This is a genomic window from Streptomyces sp. NPDC026246, assembly GCF_055567995.1.
Genome location: NZ_JBVHPJ010000008.1, coordinates 101,490 through 119,833, shown reverse-complemented (window position 1 = coordinate 119,833; position 18,344 = coordinate 101,490). Strand labels below are relative to the sequence as shown.

Genomic DNA, 18,344 nt, shown 5'->3' with positions numbered 1-18,344 from the left:
GTCAGGGCGTCACGGTGGGTAGTGCTAGGCGGCGACGGCGATCGGGCGGACGATGGTGTACTCGCCCTGTCCGTCGCGGGCCAGGACGCCCTGTGCGGTGAGCTTCTTCAGCTCACCCTGGAGCCAGGGGCGGGAGCGGCCGGCGGCCACCGTGGCCGGGATCAGGTCGCCCGGCTCGAAGGTGAGCCGGTCCTGTGCGGCCCATTGGTCAATCTGGCCGTACAGGATCGAGCGGGCCTCTTCGGTGGACGGGCGCTCGGACTGCTCGAAGGTGAGGTCCGTATCCGGGTCGGCGTCGGGTACCTCGTCCTCCAGGCGGAGGCGGGCGTACTCGGCGTCCGGCTCGGGGTCTGCCGGGATCTGGGACATCACGTCGTCGTAGGCGTCCTGCAGTTCCATGGCGGCGGCCTCCTCTACGGCCGGGTCGACGGCGTCCATGTCGTCGTCCTCCCTCTCGTCCCGCTCCGGTGCCGGGTTGGGGACCGCGTGCAGCAGGGCGGGCGCCGTCGCCGTGTCGGGGGCGTTGGTGCGGTTGGTGCCGTGGTGGGTGCGGCGTTCGTAGGCGAGACCAGCGGCCCGCGCGGACACGTCGTCCAGCGGGTCACGGAACGCGGCGGCTGCCAGCACCATTTCCCGGATCTGCTCCTTGACCGTCTTGGTCAGGGAGCCGCGCACTTCGGTGGTCCACCGCTTGGCGGGGATACCCATGCCGGTGGAGTAGGCGTAGCCGGGCCGGTCCGCGCCCCAGTCCGGAATGGCTCCGGACTCGGTGACGCGGTCGGGCAGGCAGAACCCGGCGTCGGAGGCTTCGTCGACGCCGAAGCACGCGGCGGCCTGGAGGTTGGCGCGCACGTCGGTGGAGACGTTCTTCCACGAGGCGCGCTGGAGGCTGATGACCAGCCAGATGCCGACCGACCGTGCAGCGCGGGCAATCTTGTCGAGGACATCGAAGTCGGCCACGTCGGCGGCCTCCTCGATCCAGACCACCATGGCGTTGAGCTTGGACTGCGGGGTCCACTGGTCGAGCCCCTCGTTGGCCAGCTCCGTACCGCGTGCGGCGATCACGTCCGGCAGACAGCGCAGCAGGGCTTTCGCCTCACGCTGCCCGCCGCGGTTCTTGTCGACGAACCAGTCCAGACCCTCGGCCATGTGCCCGACGGTCTGTTCGCCCTTGGACAGGTCGATCAGCCAGACCGACAGCTTGCGCCGGGTCATCAGGTGGGCGAGCACCGTGCGGGCGAACTCCGACTTGCCGGAGCCGGTGACGCCCATAACCAGCAGGTGCTGAAGGATCTCGGCAAGGAACGGGTTGACCGACCACACCTCGCCGTCCGCGTACAGGCCGACCGGGATCGGCTCCGTGGGCAGCAGACCCAGTTCGGCCGGCGGACGGAAGGGGACGCCGTCCTTGAGCAGGTCGGCCACGCGGGCGGAGAAGGTGCCCCGGGCGGCGTTGTCCGGGTTGCGGTCGACGGTGACCGCGGACGGCGGGACGTGCAGGGCCGCCGCGAGTTTCGGAGCGGCCGTCTGAACGTCCTCCATAGTCTTGCCGGGCGGAACCGTGACGTCGGCGGTGACCATGCCCTTGCCGTTGCCGCGAGCGTTCTTGACTTGCACCTTTTCCAGGCCGATGGCTTCGGCGAGCTTGCCCAGGCCGGTGGACTCGGTCTCCTCTGTCTCGTCGTGGGCGTTGCGCATGATCTGGCGCACGTTCCACGACGCGGCGAACAGCCCACCCCCGAGCAACCACAGGTCCGTCATCGGGTGGCCGAACGGCCCGGCGGACACCGAGCACGTCAGCCAGCCCATGCCCCCGGCCACGCTCGCGGTGGCCTGCACGCGGCGGTAGCGGCGGAACTTGTTGGTGCCACCGGCCACAGCCCAGGTCACGGCGGACAGCAGGACTCCACCGGCGCCCATGCCGGCGGACGCCAGACCGGCGGACAGAGCACTGTCGCCCCACATCTCGTTGACGCCCCACCCGGCGGCGGGCGGGAGGACGGCGGCGCCGATCCACGGCGGCAGGTACGGCGCGGCCTTGGCCGCGAGGTGGTTGCCGATCGTGGACAGGACGCCGCCCCGGCCGGTGGGCATGGTGGCCAGTGCGTAGCCGTTCTGGCCGTCCCAACCGCGTACGGCGGGGGTGTTGTCGTGATCGCGACGTGCCATCAGTCCTCCCCGATCGTGAACGTCGGGCGGGCCTGCTTGCCGTTGCGCTTCTGCTTGGCCTCCTGCTCCGGCTTGACGAAGTGCCGGTCAAAGGCGTGCGCCATCTTCAGCGCACCGACTCCGAGCGCCTTGGCGGCCTCAGCGGACACCTTCAGGTGGGCGGAGACCAGGCGGGCCTTGATGCGGGACTGGGCGCCGAAGGTGTACCACTTGCCCTTGTACTGGGAGAGCACTCCGTTCAGCTCCTCGGCGCGCATGCCGAGGATCAGGTACAGCTCGCGGCCCAGGTGGTTGATGGCCTTGGCCATGGCGATGATGTCCTTGTCCGAGCGGATCTCGATCCGCTCGATCATGTGGATCAGTCGGTCGCCCTGGTGTCGGTCAGCCGCACCGCCCCCGCCGCCGTCGCCGTTGAACTCGGCGTTCCCACCGGAGTTGTTGCCGTTCGAGGGGCCGAAGTTGACGTTGTAGGTGCGTTCCTTGTGGGTGTGCCGGGTCGGCCCGCCGGAGGGGGCGCCGTTGGGCGGGGCGCCGTTGGTGGGTGTGCTCATGTGTCGTCCTCCTCGAAGACGAGCGACTTACCGAGCAGCCGTGACGTGGTGATGTGGTCGACGTTCCATCCGTCGTCGACCGCGTTGGCGGCCTGCTCGATGAGCCGGTGGGATGCCGCGAACCGTGCGGTGACGGCCGTGGCGTACAGGTCGGTGGGCCGCCACCGGGACTGACCCGAGACGGCGTGAACGAGGGCGCTTATCTGGCGGACCGCTCGTGAGCCGAGGCCCCACGAGCGGTCCAGCAGGGCGGCGCGGCGCGCGCCGAACACAGCCCGCTCCCTTCAGCCCTTACGGCGGATGACCAGCCACGCCGTCTGGACGGCGAGCGTGATCAGCAGCCAAAGGGGAAGCAGTGGACCGGCTGTGGGGCCGAACCCGGCGGCCAGGGCAAGCCACGTCGACGCGGACGTGCCACCTGCGGCGAGACCGATACGCCACAGCAGCACGGAGCGGCCGGCGGCGGGGCGGCGCAGCAGCGCGAACGCCAGCCAGGCGAGCGGTGCGACGGCGAGCGGGGCGAGCAGCAGGCTCGACCACCACGCCCACCAGTGCAGCAGCGCAGTCAACGGCAGCGCGACCACGGCGAGGGTGAACGGCGCGATGGTGCGGCGGTGCTTCCACAGCAGACGGCCCGTGAAGCCGAACGCCTCCCGGGTCAGCGACGGACGCTCCGGCACGACGATCACGAACGGCTGCGCGCCCCGGCGCCCGCGCTGACGGGGGATCTGGACGGTGTGGACACCCGCGGCCCTCTTCACGGTGCGGGTACGAGTACGGCTGGACACAGCGAAACTCCCAGAAAGACGAAGGGATTCAGGCGGCGCGCTGTACGTCGGCCGGGTAGGCGCAGGGCACGCACATCCCGAGCGAGACGGGGATCACGTAGCCCGCGTCGACGTGGCACTGCGGGCACATGCGGCGGGCGGCGTTGGCCTTAGCCAGGCCCGCCCACTTCGCGGGCGTCATCGGCCTGACCGGCTTGGCCTGCTCGATGTGGTAGAGGTAGGCGACCAGCGGCGGACGGCGACGGCGCGGGCGCTCGATCTGCCCTGCCACGTCCTGACCCCCGGGCCGGAGCCCCTGCGCGCGGAGCTGCCGGCGTGTGGCCAACCCGTCCGGGGCGAACTTCCAGGGGTAGACCGGGACGGAGGCCATCAGCGGCCCGCGATGGCCAACTCGGCTCCGCCGGTTCCGGGGTCGCGGTGCTCGGCGTAGCGCTGGGAGACCCAGCCGACCGACCAGCCGCACAGCTCCGCCGCCTGGCGCACCGACAGGCCCGACTCGAAGGCAGCCGCCACGATCCGGCGCGCCTCGACCTCCGGCAGCTTGTCCTCAGCCGGGCCGCGCTCCAGCAGCGCGGCGCGTTCACGGGCCACACGCTCCTCGCGTTCACGGCGTTCACGGTCCGCCTGCTCGGCACGCTCGCGTTGCTCGGCCTCGGCCCGCTCCCGGGCCTGCTGTTCAAGCCTCAGCCGCTCTTGTTCACGCTGTTCACGCTCGCGTTCACGGCGTTCACGAGCCTCTCGCTCGGCAGCCTCGGCCCGCTCTCGGGCCTCACGCTCCTCGCGCCGCTGCCGCTCCTCCCGCTCGGCCGTCTCGCGGGCGACGCGGGCTTCGTGCTCGCGCTGTTCACGGGCCAACTGCGCGGCGTGCTCGCGCTCCTCACGGGCTGCGGCACGGGCCTGCTCGGCGCGCTCACGGGCCGCCTGCTCCCGCCGCTCCCGCTCGGCTTGATGCTGAGCTTCCAGGGCCGCCACGGCGGCGGCGATCGCCCGCCGGTAGGCAAGGCTGGTCTCCGCCGTGACGATCAGCAGCAACGGCGCCACCGAGTGGACGGCCACGCCGACCAGGTCTTTCTTCAGCGCGGAGTCGGCCGTGTTGAGCGCCAGGGTCATCAAGCCGGTCATCCACCGCAGCGTGATGGGCCAGCCTCCGCCGTTGCCGCCCAGACGGGCCAGCACGTCATCGAGCTTCACCACGATGACCACTGCGGCATCCACGACCAGCGGCAGGATCGGCGCCGTCCAGTCCCAGTCCTCGGTCGTGTGCTTGGCCATCAGCGGCGTGACGGTGAGGATCGAGTACAGCATCGCTCCGCACACGATCAGCCACGTGCCGCCCGACAGGGCGCGCTCCGCTGAACGCGTCTGAACACTGTTCATGCCGCCTCCCCGACCGGCTTCGGGGCGGGCACGTACGCGCGGCGGAAGCCATTGGATGTGGCGTTGTAGATGAACGCCTCACACCGCCACTTGCACTCGGCGGCCGGGCGTTCACCGGAGGGCACCCACCCGTCCGGGGAGGCGCCGTGGGTGGCCGTGTCGGCATAGGCGTCCTCGCGGGAGGCGTAGACGGTGTGCGGCTCGCCGTAGTGCAGCAGAACCGTCAACGTCCGCCCCTCCAGCGAGCCCGCCAGCTCCTGGCGCAGCTGGCGGATCTCGATGTCCTTCAGCAGAAGCTCCTGCTGAGCGACCGACAGCTCACCCACCGCACCGGCCAGGATCTCGTCCGCCTCGGCCGCGGCAGCCTCCGCCCGCTCCGCGCGATCAGTGACGGCGAAGAGCTCCCGGACATGCCGGCCCCAGGAGGCATCCGCCTGCGCCTGCACTTCCCGAGCACGGGCGCGCGCCTGCTCGGCCTCCCGCTCCAGCCGACGCAGACGGCCGGTGGTCAGGATGCGGATCATGCCGCGCCCCCTAGCGGCTCCGGAAGGCACACGTCGCCGTAGCCGGTCAACTCCAGCGCGGCGCCCGCGAAGGCGACGGACGCCTTCAGCACGCGCGTGCGGCCGTCGCCCTGCTCGCGGTAGACCACCGCGTCCGGGGAGATGCCCAGCTCCTCCCGCCAGACCTCGAAGTCCGGCAGTCCGCGGTGGAAGCTCAGCTCCAGCCGGTCCGGGAAGACGGGGGACACGTGCACGTCCGGCGCGGGAAGGCGGCTGAAGTCCACGGCCAGCAGACGCAGCGCCCGCAGCGCCACGGCCAGGCCGCCCAACGTCAGGTTCTCGCTCACGCTCCCACCTCCGTCACCGGGCGGGCCTGGTTCGTGAGCTCGCGCCGCGCGGCCAGCACCTTCCGCCGGGCCCGGCGCAGCCGCCGCGCGTCCAGCTCAGTCACCGGCCGGTCCATGAGGGTGATCCGAACGTCCAGCTCCTCGACCTCCGCTCGGATGAGGGGCATCTCGGCGTCGATGGCTTCCAGCTCCGCGTCCGTCGGTTCGCGGTCCTGCTCGCTCGCGTCGATGACGGACAGCAGGTGAAGGGAGAGAATCTTCATGGGTCGTGTTCCTCTCGAAGGGTGGAACGGCCCGAACGCGGCTCCCGGGTGGCACCCCGGGGGCCGCTTGCCGTTGAAGCCGGGAACGTCTCGGCTCCCCACGCCCCGCCCGTACGGACTCCGCGCGGCGCGGAGGCCCGGACGGGCGAGGGAGGCAACCGGCCGCAGCGCTAGCCGCTGCGATGGCAGGTAGAGAGCGGACCGGTTCGGCCGCGAGCGAGCGTTCCGCTCACGGACCCGGTTTGCGTACTGGCGCCCGCCGGCCGGTCCGACACGGCGGCGCCCAAAGTCTTCGTCGGTGCACTGGAATGCCTCTCAGGCGAGATCAACAGGGATGAATCACTGCAAGGGGGACCACGTCCCCACCCTCCGGCCGTTGCTCGCGGTCGCCGGGCCACCTCGCCAGTACGGGCCGAAACCCTGTTCTGCCTGGCCTTCAGCGGGATTGCAGCGTCCCCGCCTTCTGCGCAGGCGGCATGGAGCCGCCTTTCGACCGAGGTGTTGCGTTCGGCCAATGCAGTACCTGTTTTACAGGTGCCGCATGAGGGTCCGTCAAGTGCCGCGACGGAACCTCGTGCTTTCGCGCCCGGAACTTCTTGGCGCACCATCAGAATCGCCGCAGGTCAGGGGCGTTCGTAACCGCACCCTTGGAAACCTCGGGGAGCGCTGGCTACGCTCAAGAAGTCCCTACAAGTCCCTCAGGGGGTGTAGATGTCCAACGAGCGCTTGCGGTCGGCTCTGTTAGCGCGTGGCATGACTGTCCAGGACCTGGCCGATGAGATCGGCGTCATCCCGAAGACAGTCGAGCGCTGGATCACGCAAGGGAAGGTGCCGTACCGGCGTCACCAGTACGCGACAGCGGCAGCGCTCAGGGTCGACGTGACGACGATCTGGGAAGACGGCCGGACCATCGAGAGCGCGGCGGACCTGTCCAAAGCCGAGATATCGACCGTCTACCCGCACCGCCATACGGTGCCACCAGGGCTCTGGCGAGAGCTCTACGGCCGCGCTGAGCGGAACTTGGACGTGCTCGTCTACTCCGGGTTGTTCCTCTCCGAGGACCCGCTGTTCCATGACCTCGTGAAGGCGAAGGTAGAAGCCGGAGCCCAGGTGCGCATCCTGCTCGGCGACCCCGAGTGCGCTGCCGTACGACAGCGCGGCATCGACGAGGGGCACCAGATCATGGACGGCAAGATACGCAATGCCCTGCTCCACTACCGCGCACTCATGCGGACCCATCCGGACATCGGCTTTCGGCTGCACGACTCGACGCTCTACAACTCGATCTACCGGGCCGACGACGAGATGCTGGTGAACCCTCACGTCTACGGCATCGGCGCCTTCATGGCGCCCGTCCTCCACCTGCGCCGTCTGCCGGGCGGCGGCATGTTCGACACGTACGCGAATAGCATCGAACACACCTGGGAGAATGCCCGCCCGGTCACCGAGCAGGACATAGCGAGCATCACGGGAGCCTGAGCCATGGGACGTATCGACTACCTGCACGACCCCGATGCCCCGCCGGCCAACTCGGTTGTGCCGTCCGTCGTCGCGTTCGTGCAGAACGACGCGGGACAGGTGCTGATGATTCAGCGTTCCGACAACGGGCGCTGGGCACTGCCCGGTGGTGGTCACGACGTGGGGGAGTCGATCAGCGAGACCGTTGTGCGCGAAGTCTGGGAAGAGACCGGGATCAAGGCGGAGGTCGTCAGCGTGTCCGGGCTCTACACGGACCCCGGACACGTGATGCAGTACGACGACGGCGAGGTGCGCCAGCAGTTCAGCATCTGCTTCCGCGCGCGGCCGGTTGGCGGTGAGCTCCGTACGAGCAACGAGACGACTCAGGTCCGCTGGGTCGACCCCGCAGACCTGATGACGCTGGACGTGCACCCCACGATGCGGCTCCGGATCGAGCACGCCATGGATCAGGCGCGAACAGCGCCCTACATCGGCTGACGCTTGGCCGCGGCGACGCGTTCGAGCACGCGGGACGTGCAGGCCAGGATCTCCGGCTCAGCCCGGCGGATGAACTGCCCGATCAGGCTGTCGGGCCCGTACCGTCCGGCGATCTCGTTGATCCGGTCGATCGGGTTCGTGGAAGTACCGTCCGGCGTGGTGTTCATGTCGCAGTAGCAGAGCGCGTCGTTCAGGTGCGCGCTCTCGCGGGGGAACTCGCCCTCCAGCTCCTCGCGCATGCCGCGCGCTTCGGCCTCCATCCAGGCGCAGGAGTGGTGAGCGACGAGGTTGATGACCCGTTCGTCCGCGCCGGCCACGTCCCTGAGGTAGCGAGCCCCGTCCAGCGGGTGAAAGCCTGTCTTGGCGAGGTCCGGCGCGTAGCCGATGTCGTGCAGGACCGCGGCGGCCTCCAGCAGATCGGCGTCCTCGTCGAGTACGAGCGCGATCGTGCGGGCCCTCTCAGCGACTCCAAGGCAGTGCTTCCACCGCCGCGGCAGCGGTTCGGCGAGCAGTGACTCAGCCAGGGGATAGGCCCATTCCGTCAACTTCGGCAAGCTACGAACGCTCCTCTCGCGTCGGCATGGCGCGGACTGTTCGCACCCTGCCCTGTCCTCCCCCCGCCAGCACGCCGGCGGCCTCCAGCTTCTCCAGTGCTTTGGTGATCGTGGGACGGGAGACCCCGAAGCGTTCTGCTAGCACGGAGGCGCTGGGGAATGGTTGCCCAACTTCGAGTCCGTCAGCCCTGATGATGTCAGCTATCCGCTGATCGAGCGGGCGCCGGTCGACCTGCTGGCTCGCACGCACGACGCGCCACCGCCCGCCCGGGACCGGTTCGGCCATACCCTCCTGCTTCAGCACGGCGAACGCGCGGAGCGCGACCCCACGCGAGACGTCGTGGCGGCTCATGATCTCGGCCAGCGAAGGGAGCTCCGTCATCTCCGGGTCCGTGTTAATCCACCCCTTCAGGGTGTCGGCGATTTTCAGGAAGGTCCCCCGAGGGTTGGCCCGCTGCGACACTCGCTCTCCCTCTTTGCTCGCCCGTCGTCGCCCCAAGACTCCCACGACTGCTGCCGAGATGAAGCGCTCGGCGAGCGCCCTAGCTTCACCCGGAACGCCCCGGTGCCCTGCTCTACCCGGTGACAGCTGCTGGTACCAGCAGCCGCCCTTTTGACGCCATCGCGTATCGCCTACAGGGCAGGAATACGGTCAAGTCGGTGAATTCGCGCTTTCCGGTATAGGTAGAAGGGATCCGTCTCAGGGATATCGGCATACCAGCGATAGGTAAATCCGATGAAACCAACAGAGATGGTACTTCCGAATGCTGTCAATTTATTTCGCTCACGATTTACGCGGCCATCCATGGGGCCGATCCACAGGCCGAAAGGTTCACTCTTCGCTCCTGAGATTCGGCGCTGAGCGCGATACACGATCGGGTTCTTAAATGCGCAAACCTGAAAATTGAGCAATAGGTCGGCACCGTTCAGGAACTCTGCAAACCCCTGCGGAACGGGGAAACCGTCATCGGCGATTCGGCACCCGGCATGCTTGACGATGTATCGAGCTAGATTCAGAACTTCCTCCTCCCAGTCGGGTCCATAAATTCGCTCCATGTCAATGTATCGAGATCGCCATAGAGATCCCTTAGCCGACCAAACGTAGTCGCTGAATGCTTCATATGCGAAGTCGAACTTCTGGCTGCGTGCGTTATTGCAATCTGCGCAAAGATTGGGTGCGAATTTAACTCTATCGCCCTTGCGTAGAGATCGAAGGCTGGCGAAGCTTTCACCATCTCCCCAGACGAGCGGCTCGGTCTCGTTGGTTGCAAGCCTCTTAAGATCGCTGAGTTTGAACTTGTGCTCTCGGGTGCTGGCTTTTGCCCCGCACCACCAACACAAGCCGGAGGGCGGGACGCGGCATGCGTTCAGATCGGATTCTGAAGCAAAATCTTCCATCTGGCCTAGGCTCCCTTCGCGCTTCCATTGATTCTAGACCTTCAGCCGGGGAAGCGAACCTCTTTTTCGGGAGGCGGCAAATGTCGAGGTCGACGGGATAGCATCGGGGGTTCGAGTAGGTGACATGTCGATTTGCGTGGGTCGGCCGAGTGTGAAGCCAGAGAGCGCCAGATGATTTTGGCTGAGGGCTTATTTCACTGTTCGGCAGTCTCAGTTGGTTGATCCAGTTGCTGCTGTCGCTTGCGCTGATCACTCTTAAGTGTCTCGACCCGTTGGGTGAACTCTATGAGGGCCCTTTCTGCGTCTTGATTATTGGCGTAACGTCCAACGCCGAGAGTTACGCTGTCGTACTCCTCTTCGATCGAATCGGCAGTCTGCTGGAGATAGAAACTTCGCTCCCGGAATTTGAAGTATCCAGTGAAGCCGGCGGAGATGCCCACTGCGAAGCTCGTACCCACTGTGATCCATTTATACGGGGCCGGTGTCTCAGCGAGTCCCGCTGTAGTTGATGCGGCAAGGGATCCGATGATGATGACGCTCTGAAGCAGATTGTGGATCCGCCTGTAATACGTCCCCTCCGAGCGATATTGTTCTACGACTGCGGGAACGGATTCCCGATACACGTGGCGTTTCGTGTCGGGCGGAATGCTTAGCGAGGCTGCTGAAAGACGCTTCCTCTCTATTTCCAGTTCAAGATCAAGTCGCAGGTTTCCGGCATAGCTAGGCTTCCAACTCTCCTTTCGGTCCCAGAGTGTGTCCGTACTTCGCGACGCGATGATGGCGGTGAGGACAAGTAGAGCCGCAAGGATGGGAATGCAAGCGATGTTCACGCGGGAGAGGTCCACCCTGCGCCATGCGGCAACATTCCCAACTAGCAGTAGCACGAAGAGTGTTGGAGCGGATGAAAAGACCGATACGAGCGTGAATCGCCTCAAGCGGGCGGATCGTATCTGCTGGCGTAAGTCCGTTATTCTGCGATCCTGCTCCAGCAGTTTCTCAATCGCGTTCTGAGCTGCCCTAGTATCAGCCACCGTTGCCCCTCCCCGCTGACCTGATGGCGTGCTGGGGCTGATCTTAGATGCCTTGCTGGGGCGACTGGATTGGAATGTGTCCGTTCCTCCCGCCTGCGGATGCCCCTGCTACTGGGCCGGGTGGTGAGTCTGGGAGGGTCTCGTTTCTGGTCTCAGATGCTGCTCGATCCGGGGTCGTCCGCTGCCGTCCCCTGGTGACAGGGCGGTGCCGTGACCAGGGGTGAGGCTTGCTCGGCGAACGTCCATGGACGCCCCCGGACCAAGATCGGACAACTCGTAATGCGTAGGTCTCGGGTTCGAATCCCGAAGGCGGCTCCATCAAACCCCAGGTCAGAAGTAGTGCGACCTGGGGTTTTGTCATGGGCCGGGGTGTTCTCGTGATCGTGTCGGAAAAAGTTCTGCGGGTGATGTCGAGAACCCCGCGGCGGCTCCGTCCCCGGGGTGAGCGCGACCACAATGGGTCGCATCCGCATCGAGGAGAGCACCATGGCCAAGTACCTGCTGCTGAAGCACTACCGCGGCGCCCCGGCGGCGGTGAACGACGTGCCGATGGACCAGTGGACGCCGGAGGAGATCTCCGCGCACATGCAGTACATGCAGGACTTCGCGGACCGGCTGGAGAAGACCGGGGAGTTCGTCGACGGTCAGGCGCTCGCCCCCGAGGGGGCGTGGGTCCGCTACGACGGGGAGGGGCGCCCGCCGGTCACCGACGGCCCGTTCGCGGAGACCAAGGACCTCATCGCGGGCTGGATGGTGATCGACGTCGACACCTACGCGCGGGCCGTCGAACTGGCCGGAGAACTGTCGGCGGCCCCCGGCAAGGACGGGAAGCCGATCCACGAGTGGCTGGAGGTGCGTCCGTTCTACGGTGTCCAGCCCACCATCACGGAGTGACCACACCGATGGACGAGGTCCTGCTGCGCAGCCTCACCCCGGGCGTGCTCGCCGTCCTCGTCCGCCGCGGAGCCGACTTCGCGGCGGCCGAGGACGCCGTCCAGGAAGCGCTGATCGAGGCGGTCCGCGTCTGGCCGGACGACCCTCCGCGGGACGCGAAGGGCTGGCTGGTCACCGTGGCCTGGCGCAAGTTCCTCGACGCGACCCGGGCGGACGCCGCCCGGCGCCGGCGGGAGGACCTCGTCGACGAGGAACCGCCGGCCGGGCCAACGCCCGCGGTGGACGACACGCTCCAGCTGTACTTCCTGTGCGCTCACCCGTCGCTGACCCCGTCGTCCGCGGTCGCCCTCACCCTGCGCGCCGTCGGCGGTCTGACCACCCGCCAGATCGCCCGGGCCTACCTCGTGCCCGAGGCCACCATGGCGCAGCGCATCAGCCGGGCCAAGCGCACGGTCTCGAGAGTGCGGTTCGACCGGCCCGGCGACGTCGCCACCGTGCTGCGCGTGCTGTACCTGGTCTTCAACGAGGGCTACTCCGGGGACGTCGACCTCGCGGCCGAGGCCATCCGGCTCACCCGGCAGCTGGCGGCCCGGTCCGACCACCCGGAGGTGCGGGGGCTGCTCGCCCTCATGCTGCTCCACCACGCCCGGCGCGCCGCCCGGACCGCGCCCGACGGCGGCCTCGTGCCGCTCGCCGAGCAGGACCGCGGACTCTGGGACACCCGGCTCATCGCCGAGGGCGTCCGGATCCTGCAGGCGGCACTCGCCCGCGACCGGCTGGGGGAGTACCAGGCGCAGGCCGCCATCGCCGCCCTGCACGCCGACGCGCAGACGGCCGAGGAGACCGACTGGGTGCAGATCGTCGAGTGGTACGACGAGCTCGTACGGCTGAACGACAGTCCGGTCGTCCGGCTCAACCGGGCGGTCGCCGTGGGGGAGGCCGACGGGCCGCGGGCCGGTCTGGCGGCGCTCGCCGACCTCGACAGCGGGCTGCCTCGCCACAGCGCGGTGGCCGCCTACCTGCACGAACGGGACGGCGACCGGGCGACGGCGGCCCGTCTGTACGTGGAGGCGGCGCGGAAGGCACCGAACCTCGCCGAGCGGGACCACCTGACCCGCCGGGCGGCCCGGCTCAACACCGACCTGAGCCCGTGAGGCCCTGACCTGACCTGACCTGACCTGCCCGGGCCGGGCCGGGCCGGGCCGGAAAGAGGGTGGGCCCCGGCCGATCACCTCCGCCGGCCAGGGCCCGGATCCGGCCGCGGCGGCGGCACTCCCCCGAGTTGCGCGTCCATACGCGCGCGCCCCCGGACCGGATCCGATGAGGTGATCACATCAAACCTTGCCAACCGATCGCTAACATGTGGCCAACGGTTCGCTGGTGCGCCGTTCGTCGATTGGCCGGAAGTCACCGAACCAAGATCGAGAACGGCCCGGACAGGGGGCCGTTCCGGCGTGACCACACCGACGGACGTGGCGGAAAGCCGCCGTCCGGGAACGGGATCGCGTCAGGGGTACGGGCACGGGGGAGGCAAAGCGGTGATGCGGTTCGGGCTGCTCGGGCCACCGGCGTTGTTCGACGGCACGGGTGGAGGTGTCTCGGAGGCGGCCTGTAGCGGTGGCCCGGAAACGGCCCGTGGCGGTGGCGCGGATGCGGCCCGTGGCGGTGAGCCGGGGAGCGCCCGGGAAGGTGGTCCGGGAGAGGCCCTGGTCGTCCGGAGTCCCAAGTCCCGTGCGCTGTTGGCCGCGTTGCTCCTGGACGCCGGCCGGGTCGTCTCCGTCGACGCGCTCAAGGACGCGCTCTGGGGCGGGGCCCCGCCCGTCTCCGCCCACGCCTCGCTGCACAACCACGTGGCCCGGCTGCGGCGGCTGCTCGACGATCCGGAGCGGCTGCGGACGGTGCCGTCCGGTTACGTGCTGCGGGTGGACGAGGGCGAGTTGGACGTCGACGTGTTCGACACCCATGTCGCGGCCGCCCGGGCCGCGCACCTGTGCCACGAGCGGGTGCGCGTGGTGCGGGAGGTCGAGGCCGCACTCGCGCTGTGGCGTGGCGCGCCGCTCGCCGGGCTGCCGCCCGAGGTCGGCGGATACGCCCTGACGCACCGGCTGCGTGAGGCACGGCTGCTGCTCCTGGAGTGGCGCTACGACGCCGAACTGGCGCTGGGCGGCCCGCGCCTCGACGAACTGGTCCCGGAACTCGCGGTGCTGGCGGACGAGTATCCGCTGCGCGAGGTCTACCACCGGCAGTTGATGCTCGCCCTGCACCGCACCGGCCGCCGCGCCGAGGCCCTGGCCGTCCACACGGAACTGCGCACCCGCCTGGTCGACCGGCTCGGCATCGAGCCCGGGCCGGGGGTGCGGGCGGCGCACGTGGAGGTGCTGCGGGGAACCGCCGACACGAGCGGCCGTGCTGCCGGGCTGCCCCACCCGCCCGCTCCGGTCACCGGCGGTGCTGCCTTGCCGCCGCACCTGCCTGCCCCTGTCACCGGCGGTGCTGCCTTGCCGCCGCACCTGCCTGCCCCTGTCACCGACCGTGCTGCCTTGCCGCAGTACCCGCCCGCTCCGATCACCGGCGGTGCTGCCCTACCGCCCTACCCGCCCGCCCCCGTCACCGGCCGTACTGCCACCCCTCCGTCCGCGCCCACCGGCACCAGCGACCGCCCCGCCGTCCCCCCGCCCGCGCCCGTCCCCCTCGCGGACTCGGCCGGCGCGCCGCAACCATCACCCACCGACACCAGCAACCCCCCTGCCATGCCCCAGCCCCCGGCCACCCCCCTCACCAACCCGGCCGGCGCACCCCCACCGTCACCCACCGACACCAGCAACCTCCCCGCCGCCCCCGCACCCCCCGCTCCCGCCCCGCCCGCACCCCCCGCTCCCGCCCCGCCCCGCCCCTCACCCCGGCCCGCCCAACTGCCCCCCGCCCCGCGCCCCTTCACCGGGCGTCTCTCCGTACGCGACGCCCTCCGCCGCACTCTCGCCGGCACCGGGCCCTGTCCCACCGTGGTGGTCAGCGGGATGGCCGGGGTCGGCAAGAGCGCACTCGCGCTGGGGGTGGCGCATGCCCTGGCGAAACGTTTCCCCGATGGGCAGCTCCATCTCGACCTGCACGGTGCCACCCCGGGCAGAACGCCGCTGACCCCCGGCCAGGCCCTCACCGTGCTGCTGCGTGACCTCGGCGTCGAGCCCTGTCGCGTCCCCGAGTGCCCGGACGCCGCGTCCGCCCTGCTGCGGTCCCTGCTCGCCCCCACCCGCACGCTCCTGGTGCTGGACGGCGCCGCGAGTGCCGCGCAGGTACGGCCCCTGCTGCCGGGCGGTGCCGGGTGCGCCGTGCTCGTCACGAGCCGGTCGCCGCTGACCGCCCTCGACGGAGCGGCCCGTTTCCCGCTGGCGCCCCTGTCGGAGGAGGAGAGCGTCGAACTGCTGCGTGTCGCCTCGGGGCGCGAGGACCTGAGCACATCGCGGGCGGCCCGGCTCCTCGTCGCGCGCACCGGCCGCCTCCCCCTGGCCCTGCGCATCGTCGCCGCCCGGCTCGCCGCACGCCCGGCCCTGACCCCGGAGAGCCTGGCGGGCCAACTGGCCGACGGGAGGGAGCGTTTGCGGCTCCTGGAGTACGACGACCTGAGCGTCCGGCGCTCCCTGGCGGTGACCTACGACGCGCTCACCGCCTCCGAGCACACGGCCGACCGGGACGCGGCCCTCGTCCTGCGCCGCATCGGCGCGCTCGGCCTGCCCGCCTACGGCGCCGGGCACCTCGCCCCTCTCACCGGCCTCGACGCGCGCCGCACCGAGGCCGCGCTGGACCGCCTGCACGACGTGGCGCTCCTGGAGGAGACGGCGTACGGCCGCTTCACGCCGCACGACCTGGTGCGGGACTTCGCCCGGGAGCCGGGCGGGTGAGGAAGGGCGGAGCGGAACACCGCGGCGGGTCGCCGGTCTCGCCCGTCCCCTCGTCCCGCCGTCGCCGCAGCGCGACGCCCGCCCCTCATTTGGCGTCCGCGTAGCACTCGACCACGGCCGTCGTGAACGGGAACCGCACCGGTGTCTCGCCGAAGGTCAGCCGTCCGGCGAGGGCCGCCGCCTCGCGGATCGCCTCGACGACCGCGCCGGTCTCCTCCTCGGGGCAGTGCACGATCACCTCGTCGTGCTGGAAGAAGACCAGCTCGGCGGCCAGGGGCGCGCAGGTCCGGCGCAGCGCGGCGAGCAGCAGCAGCGCCCAGTCGGCCGCGCTGCCCTGAACGACGAAGTTGCGGGCGAAGCGGCCGCGGGCGCGGGCGTCGGTGGAGGCGTAGCCGGGCAGCCACTGCGCGGACCCGGGCTGTTCCTCGTCGGCTGCCGGGATGCCCGCCTCCTCCGTGCCGTCGTCCCCGCCCCGGGCCGCGGGCGGGCAGGTGCGGCCGAGCCAGGTCCGTACGAGGCGGCCCTCCTCCCCGGCCCGGGCGGCGTCGTCGACGTAGGCCACAGCGCGGGGGAAGCGGCGGCGCAGGGCGGCGAGGTTCTTCAGGCCGTCCCCGGAGGTCTGCCCGTACACCGCGCCGAGCACGGCGATCTTGGCCTGGTCGCGGTCGCCGGAGAAGGCCCGGTCGGAGACGGACTGGTACAGGTCGCTCTCCCGCCCGGCCACCTCCATCAGGCCGGGGTCGCGCGAGATGGCGGCGAGGACGCGCGGTTCCATCTGGTCGGCGTCGGCGACGACGAGCCGCCAGCCGGGGTCGGCCACCACGGCCCGGCGGATGACCTTGGGGATCTGCAGGCCGCCCCCGCCGTTGGTGACCCAGCGCCCGGTCACGGTGCCGCCCGCGAGGAACTCGGGCCGGAACCGGCCGTCGCGCACCCAGTCCTGGAGCCAGGACCAGCCGTGGGCGACCCAGATGCGGTACAGCTTCTTGTACTCGATGAGCGGCTTCACGGCCGGGTGGTCGACCGACTGGAGCTCCCAGCGGCGGGTCGAGGTGATCTTGATGCCGGCCTGCGCGAAGGCCCTGACGACGTCGGCCGGCAGGTCGGGGCGGACGCGGCGGCCGAACGCGGCGGACACCTCGTCGGCCAGTTCGGCCAGGCGGCGCGGTTCACCGCCGCCCGCGTACCGCTCGCCCAGCAGGTCGTGCAGCACGGCCCGGTGCACCTCGGCGCTCCAGGGCAGACCCGCGCGGTTCATCTCGGCGGCCACCAGCATGCCCGCCGACTCGGCGGCCGTCAGGAGCCGCATCCGGTCGGGGTGCCGGGCGTTTCCATGCCTGCGCTGCTGCTCGGCGTAGACCGCGAGGAGGTCCGCCAGGGGGAGGTGGACGCCCTGGGGTTCGAACAGGGAGGACTGGGCGCCCGGGGCGGCGGATCGCTGCGGCGGATCGGGCGGCACGGGCAGGTCGCGCAGCCGGGCCAGGGCGGCCGCGGCCGAACGGGGCTCCCCGTACCGCCCCTCGTGGCCGAGGAGGAGCGTCTCGGCGGCCTCGATGTCGTAGCACCGCTCGACTCGCACCCCCGTGGCGAGCAGGCGCGGGTAGACCTCGGCGGTGGATTGCCACACCCACCGCGTGACGCCGGGACGGCTCCGCACGGCTTCGGCGGGGTCCGCCTCCCGCCGCACCGGCCCGGCGGGCAGCCCGTCCGGACCGAGGGGGGCGACCTCGACGCCGCCGTCCTCGGCCGGGGCGAGCGCCCACCGGTCGGTCATGCAGCGAGTCTGCCAGGGGGGTCTGACAACGCCCCCCGGCCACCGCCGGAGCAGGTCAGGACTCGTCCAGCACGTTCTCCTGCGCCCGCGCGATCTTCTCCAGCACCTTGGCGACGTACTGCTCCGTCCGCTCCTTGCCGATGCCCAGGCCGCTGAGGACGCCCTGGCCGTTCTCGTGCTCCAGGAGGGCGAGCAGGATGTGCTCGGTGCCGATGTAGTTGTGCCCGAGGCGCAGGGCCTCGCGGAAGGTGAGCTCCAGGACCTTCTTGGCGGCCGGGCCGTACGGCACGAGCTCCGGGACGTCGTCGGCGGCGGGCGGGAGCGCCGCCGTGGCCGCCGCGCGGACCTCGTCGAGGGAGACGCCCTGGTCGACGACGGCCTTCGCGGCGAGGGCGTCGGGCTCGGCCAGCAGGCCGAGGACGAGGTGCTCGGGCAGGCCCTCGGTGTTGCGGGCGGCCTTGGAGGCGTTGTGCGCCGCCATCACCGCGCTGCGGGCGCGGGGCGTGTACCGGTTGAAGCCCTGGCTGGGGTCGAGGTCGGCCGACTCCTTGGGCACGAAGCGCTTCTGCGCGGCCTGCCGGGTGACGCCCATGCTCCTGCCGATGTCGGTCCAGGAGGCACCGGAGCGCCGGGCCTGGTCGACGAAGTGGCCGATCAGGTGGTCGGCCACGTCGCCCAGGTGGTCCGCGGCGATCACAGCGTCCTGCAACTGGTCCAGCGGTTCGTGGTGGACCTTCTTGATGGCGGCGATGAGGTCGTCGAGGCGGACTGACGACGTGGGATCGGGGTTCGTCATGCGTCAACCGTAGGTTGCACCCCCGTAGGTGTCAACCGATGGTT

Annotated in this window: 20 protein-coding genes; 5 read left to right on the top strand and 15 right to left on the bottom strand. The window is 70.2% G+C overall.

Annotation, left to right across the window (positions count from 1 at the left end):
- Positions 1–24: 24 nt before the first annotated feature.
- From ACZ4M5_RS21135 to ACZ4M5_RS21095, 9 genes are read right to left on the bottom strand one after another with little or no spacing between them, the layout of a single operon-like run.
- Positions 25–2,169: a P-loop NTPase family protein gene (locus ACZ4M5_RS21135; protein ID WP_467738962.1), complete on the bottom strand. Its 2,145-nt coding sequence runs from the start codon at positions 2,167–2,169 to the stop codon at positions 25–27.
- On the bottom strand, positions 2,169–2,720 hold the full coding sequence (locus tag ACZ4M5_RS21130; protein WP_467738960.1) for a hypothetical protein: 552 nt from the start codon (positions 2,718–2,720) through the stop codon (positions 2,169–2,171). The genes ACZ4M5_RS21135 and ACZ4M5_RS21130 overlap by 1 nt, the downstream gene beginning before the upstream one ends.
- Positions 2,717–2,992 (bottom strand): hypothetical protein, encoded by a 276-nt coding sequence (locus tag ACZ4M5_RS21125; protein WP_467738958.1) that lies wholly within the window; start codon positions 2,990–2,992, stop codon positions 2,717–2,719. The genes ACZ4M5_RS21130 and ACZ4M5_RS21125 overlap by 4 nt, the downstream gene beginning before the upstream one ends.
- Positions 2,993–3,004: 12 nt before the next feature.
- Positions 3,005–3,508 (bottom strand): hypothetical protein, encoded by a 504-nt coding sequence (locus ACZ4M5_RS21120; protein ID WP_467738956.1) that lies wholly within the window; start codon positions 3,506–3,508, stop codon positions 3,005–3,007.
- 28 nt (positions 3,509–3,536) lie between these two features.
- Positions 3,537–3,878 (bottom strand): RRQRL motif-containing zinc-binding protein, encoded by a 342-nt coding sequence (locus ACZ4M5_RS21115; protein WP_467738954.1) that lies wholly within the window; start codon positions 3,876–3,878, stop codon positions 3,537–3,539.
- A complete protein-coding gene (locus ACZ4M5_RS21110; RefSeq protein ID WP_467738952.1) occupies positions 3,878–4,885 on the bottom strand; it encodes a DUF2637 domain-containing protein in 1,008 nt (335 codons plus the stop codon). Before ACZ4M5_RS21110 ends, ACZ4M5_RS21115 begins: the two co-directional genes overlap by 1 nt.
- On the bottom strand, positions 4,882–5,409 hold the full coding sequence (locus ACZ4M5_RS21105) for a hypothetical protein (RefSeq protein ID WP_467738950.1): 528 nt from the start codon (positions 5,407–5,409) through the stop codon (positions 4,882–4,884). The genes ACZ4M5_RS21110 and ACZ4M5_RS21105 overlap by 4 nt, the downstream gene beginning before the upstream one ends.
- Positions 5,406–5,735, bottom strand: coding sequence for a hypothetical protein (locus ACZ4M5_RS21100; protein WP_467738948.1), 330 nt, complete (start codon positions 5,733–5,735; stop codon positions 5,406–5,408). The genes ACZ4M5_RS21105 and ACZ4M5_RS21100 overlap by 4 nt, the downstream gene beginning before the upstream one ends.
- Positions 5,732–5,998 carry a DUF6284 family protein gene (locus ACZ4M5_RS21095; protein ID WP_467738946.1) on the bottom strand — a complete coding sequence of 89 codons (267 nt, stop codon included), beginning with the start codon at positions 5,996–5,998 and terminating at the stop codon, positions 5,732–5,734. Before ACZ4M5_RS21095 ends, ACZ4M5_RS21100 begins: the two co-directional genes overlap by 4 nt.
- 711 nt (positions 5,999–6,709) lie before the next feature.
- On the opposite strand from ACZ4M5_RS21095, the gene ACZ4M5_RS21090 reads away from it, so the two are divergent.
- Together ACZ4M5_RS21090 and ACZ4M5_RS21085 are read left to right on the top strand one after the other, a co-directional pair.
- Positions 6,710–7,477 (top strand): XRE family transcriptional regulator, encoded by a 768-nt coding sequence (locus ACZ4M5_RS21090; protein ID WP_467738944.1) that lies wholly within the window; start codon positions 6,710–6,712, stop codon positions 7,475–7,477.
- A 3-nt stretch (positions 7,478–7,480) separates the two neighbouring features.
- Positions 7,481–7,954, top strand: a complete 474-nt coding sequence (locus ACZ4M5_RS21085; RefSeq protein ID WP_467738942.1) for an NUDIX domain-containing protein — start codon at positions 7,481–7,483, stop codon at positions 7,952–7,954.
- Here the strand turns inward: ACZ4M5_RS21085 and ACZ4M5_RS21080 are convergent.
- From ACZ4M5_RS21080 to ACZ4M5_RS21065, 4 genes are all read right to left on the bottom strand, one after another.
- Positions 7,942–8,508, bottom strand: a complete 567-nt coding sequence (locus ACZ4M5_RS21080) for an HD domain-containing protein (RefSeq protein WP_467738940.1) — start codon at positions 8,506–8,508, stop codon at positions 7,942–7,944. The genes ACZ4M5_RS21085 and ACZ4M5_RS21080 overlap by 13 nt on opposite strands.
- Before the next feature lies 1 nt (position 8,509).
- Positions 8,510–8,971 (bottom strand): GntR family transcriptional regulator, encoded by a 462-nt coding sequence (locus ACZ4M5_RS21075; protein WP_467738938.1) that lies wholly within the window; start codon positions 8,969–8,971, stop codon positions 8,510–8,512.
- 170 nt (positions 8,972–9,141) lie between these two features.
- Positions 9,142–9,906: a hypothetical protein gene (locus ACZ4M5_RS21070; protein ID WP_467738936.1), complete on the bottom strand. Its 765-nt coding sequence runs from the start codon at positions 9,904–9,906 to the stop codon at positions 9,142–9,144.
- Positions 9,907–10,100: 194 nt separating this feature from the next.
- On the bottom strand, positions 10,101–10,937 hold the full coding sequence (locus ACZ4M5_RS21065) for a DUF4231 domain-containing protein (RefSeq protein WP_467738934.1): 837 nt from the start codon (positions 10,935–10,937) through the stop codon (positions 10,101–10,103).
- Between the two features lie 486 nt (positions 10,938–11,423).
- Here ACZ4M5_RS21065 and ACZ4M5_RS21060 point away from each other — a divergent pair, with 486 nt between their 5' ends.
- From ACZ4M5_RS21060 to ACZ4M5_RS21050, 3 genes are all read left to right on the top strand, one after another.
- Positions 11,424–11,831: a YciI family protein gene (locus ACZ4M5_RS21060; RefSeq protein WP_467739452.1), complete on the top strand. Its 408-nt coding sequence runs from the start codon at positions 11,424–11,426 to the stop codon at positions 11,829–11,831.
- Positions 11,832–11,839: 8 nt separating this feature from the next.
- The gene (locus tag ACZ4M5_RS21055) at positions 11,840–12,985 is read left to right on the top strand and encodes an RNA polymerase sigma factor (RefSeq protein ID WP_467739450.1); all 1,146 of its coding nucleotides are present in this window, start codon (positions 11,840–11,842) and stop codon (positions 12,983–12,985) included.
- Between the two features lie 387 nt (positions 12,986–13,372).
- Complete coding sequence (locus ACZ4M5_RS21050) at positions 13,373–15,730, top strand: BTAD domain-containing putative transcriptional regulator (protein WP_467739448.1); 2,358 nt, start codon at positions 13,373–13,375, stop codon at positions 15,728–15,730.
- Between the two features lie 85 nt (positions 15,731–15,815).
- On the opposite strand, the gene ACZ4M5_RS21045 is transcribed toward ACZ4M5_RS21050, so the two are convergent.
- Both ACZ4M5_RS21045 and ACZ4M5_RS21040 read right to left on the bottom strand, forming a co-directional pair.
- The gene (locus ACZ4M5_RS21045) at positions 15,816–17,504 is read right to left on the bottom strand and encodes a bifunctional 3'-5' exonuclease/DNA polymerase (protein ID WP_467738932.1); all 1,689 of its coding nucleotides are present in this window, start codon (positions 17,502–17,504) and stop codon (positions 15,816–15,818) included.
- 55 nt (positions 17,505–17,559) lie between these two features.
- The gene (locus ACZ4M5_RS21040; protein ID WP_467738930.1) at positions 17,560–18,300 is read right to left on the bottom strand and encodes a Clp protease N-terminal domain-containing protein; all 741 of its coding nucleotides are present in this window, start codon (positions 18,298–18,300) and stop codon (positions 17,560–17,562) included.
- Positions 18,301–18,344: the final 44 nt, after the last annotated feature.

Excerpts from the sequence above, each read along its gene's own strand:
- ACZ4M5_RS21135 (WP_467738962.1), bottom strand. The coding sequence starts at position 2,169 with ATGGCACGTCGCGATCACGACAACACCCCCGCCGTACGCGGTTGGGAC.
- ACZ4M5_RS21130 (WP_467738960.1), bottom strand. The coding sequence starts at position 2,720 with ATGAGCACACCCACCAACGGCGCCCCGCCCAACGGCGCCCCCTCCGGC.
- ACZ4M5_RS21115 (WP_467738954.1), bottom strand. The coding sequence starts at position 3,878 with ATGGCCTCCGTCCCGGTCTACCCCTGGAAGTTCGCCCCGGACGGGTTG.
- ACZ4M5_RS21110 (WP_467738952.1), bottom strand. The coding sequence starts at position 4,885 with ATGAACAGTGTTCAGACGCGTTCAGCGGAGCGCGCCCTGTCGGGCGGC.
- ACZ4M5_RS21105 (WP_467738950.1), bottom strand. The coding sequence starts at position 5,409 with ATGATCCGCATCCTGACCACCGGCCGTCTGCGTCGGCTGGAGCGGGAG.
- ACZ4M5_RS21095 (WP_467738946.1), bottom strand. The coding sequence starts at position 5,998 with ATGAAGATTCTCTCCCTTCACCTGCTGTCCGTCATCGACGCGAGCGAG.
- ACZ4M5_RS21090 (WP_467738944.1), top strand. The coding sequence starts at position 6,710 with ATGTCCAACGAGCGCTTGCGGTCGGCTCTGTTAGCGCGTGGCATGACT.
- ACZ4M5_RS21085 (WP_467738942.1), top strand. The coding sequence starts at position 7,481 with ATGGGACGTATCGACTACCTGCACGACCCCGATGCCCCGCCGGCCAAC.
- ACZ4M5_RS21070 (WP_467738936.1), bottom strand. The coding sequence starts at position 9,906 with ATGGAAGATTTTGCTTCAGAATCCGATCTGAACGCATGCCGCGTCCCG.
- ACZ4M5_RS21060 (WP_467739452.1), top strand. The coding sequence starts at position 11,424 with ATGGCCAAGTACCTGCTGCTGAAGCACTACCGCGGCGCCCCGGCGGCG.
- ACZ4M5_RS21055 (WP_467739450.1), top strand. The coding sequence starts at position 11,840 with ATGGACGAGGTCCTGCTGCGCAGCCTCACCCCGGGCGTGCTCGCCGTC.
- ACZ4M5_RS21050 (WP_467739448.1), top strand. The coding sequence starts at position 13,373 with ATGCGGTTCGGGCTGCTCGGGCCACCGGCGTTGTTCGACGGCACGGGT.
- ACZ4M5_RS21045 (WP_467738932.1), bottom strand. The coding sequence starts at position 17,504 with ATGACCGACCGGTGGGCGCTCGCCCCGGCCGAGGACGGCGGCGTCGAG.
- ACZ4M5_RS21040 (WP_467738930.1), bottom strand. The coding sequence starts at position 18,300 with ATGACGAACCCCGATCCCACGTCGTCAGTCCGCCTCGACGACCTCATC.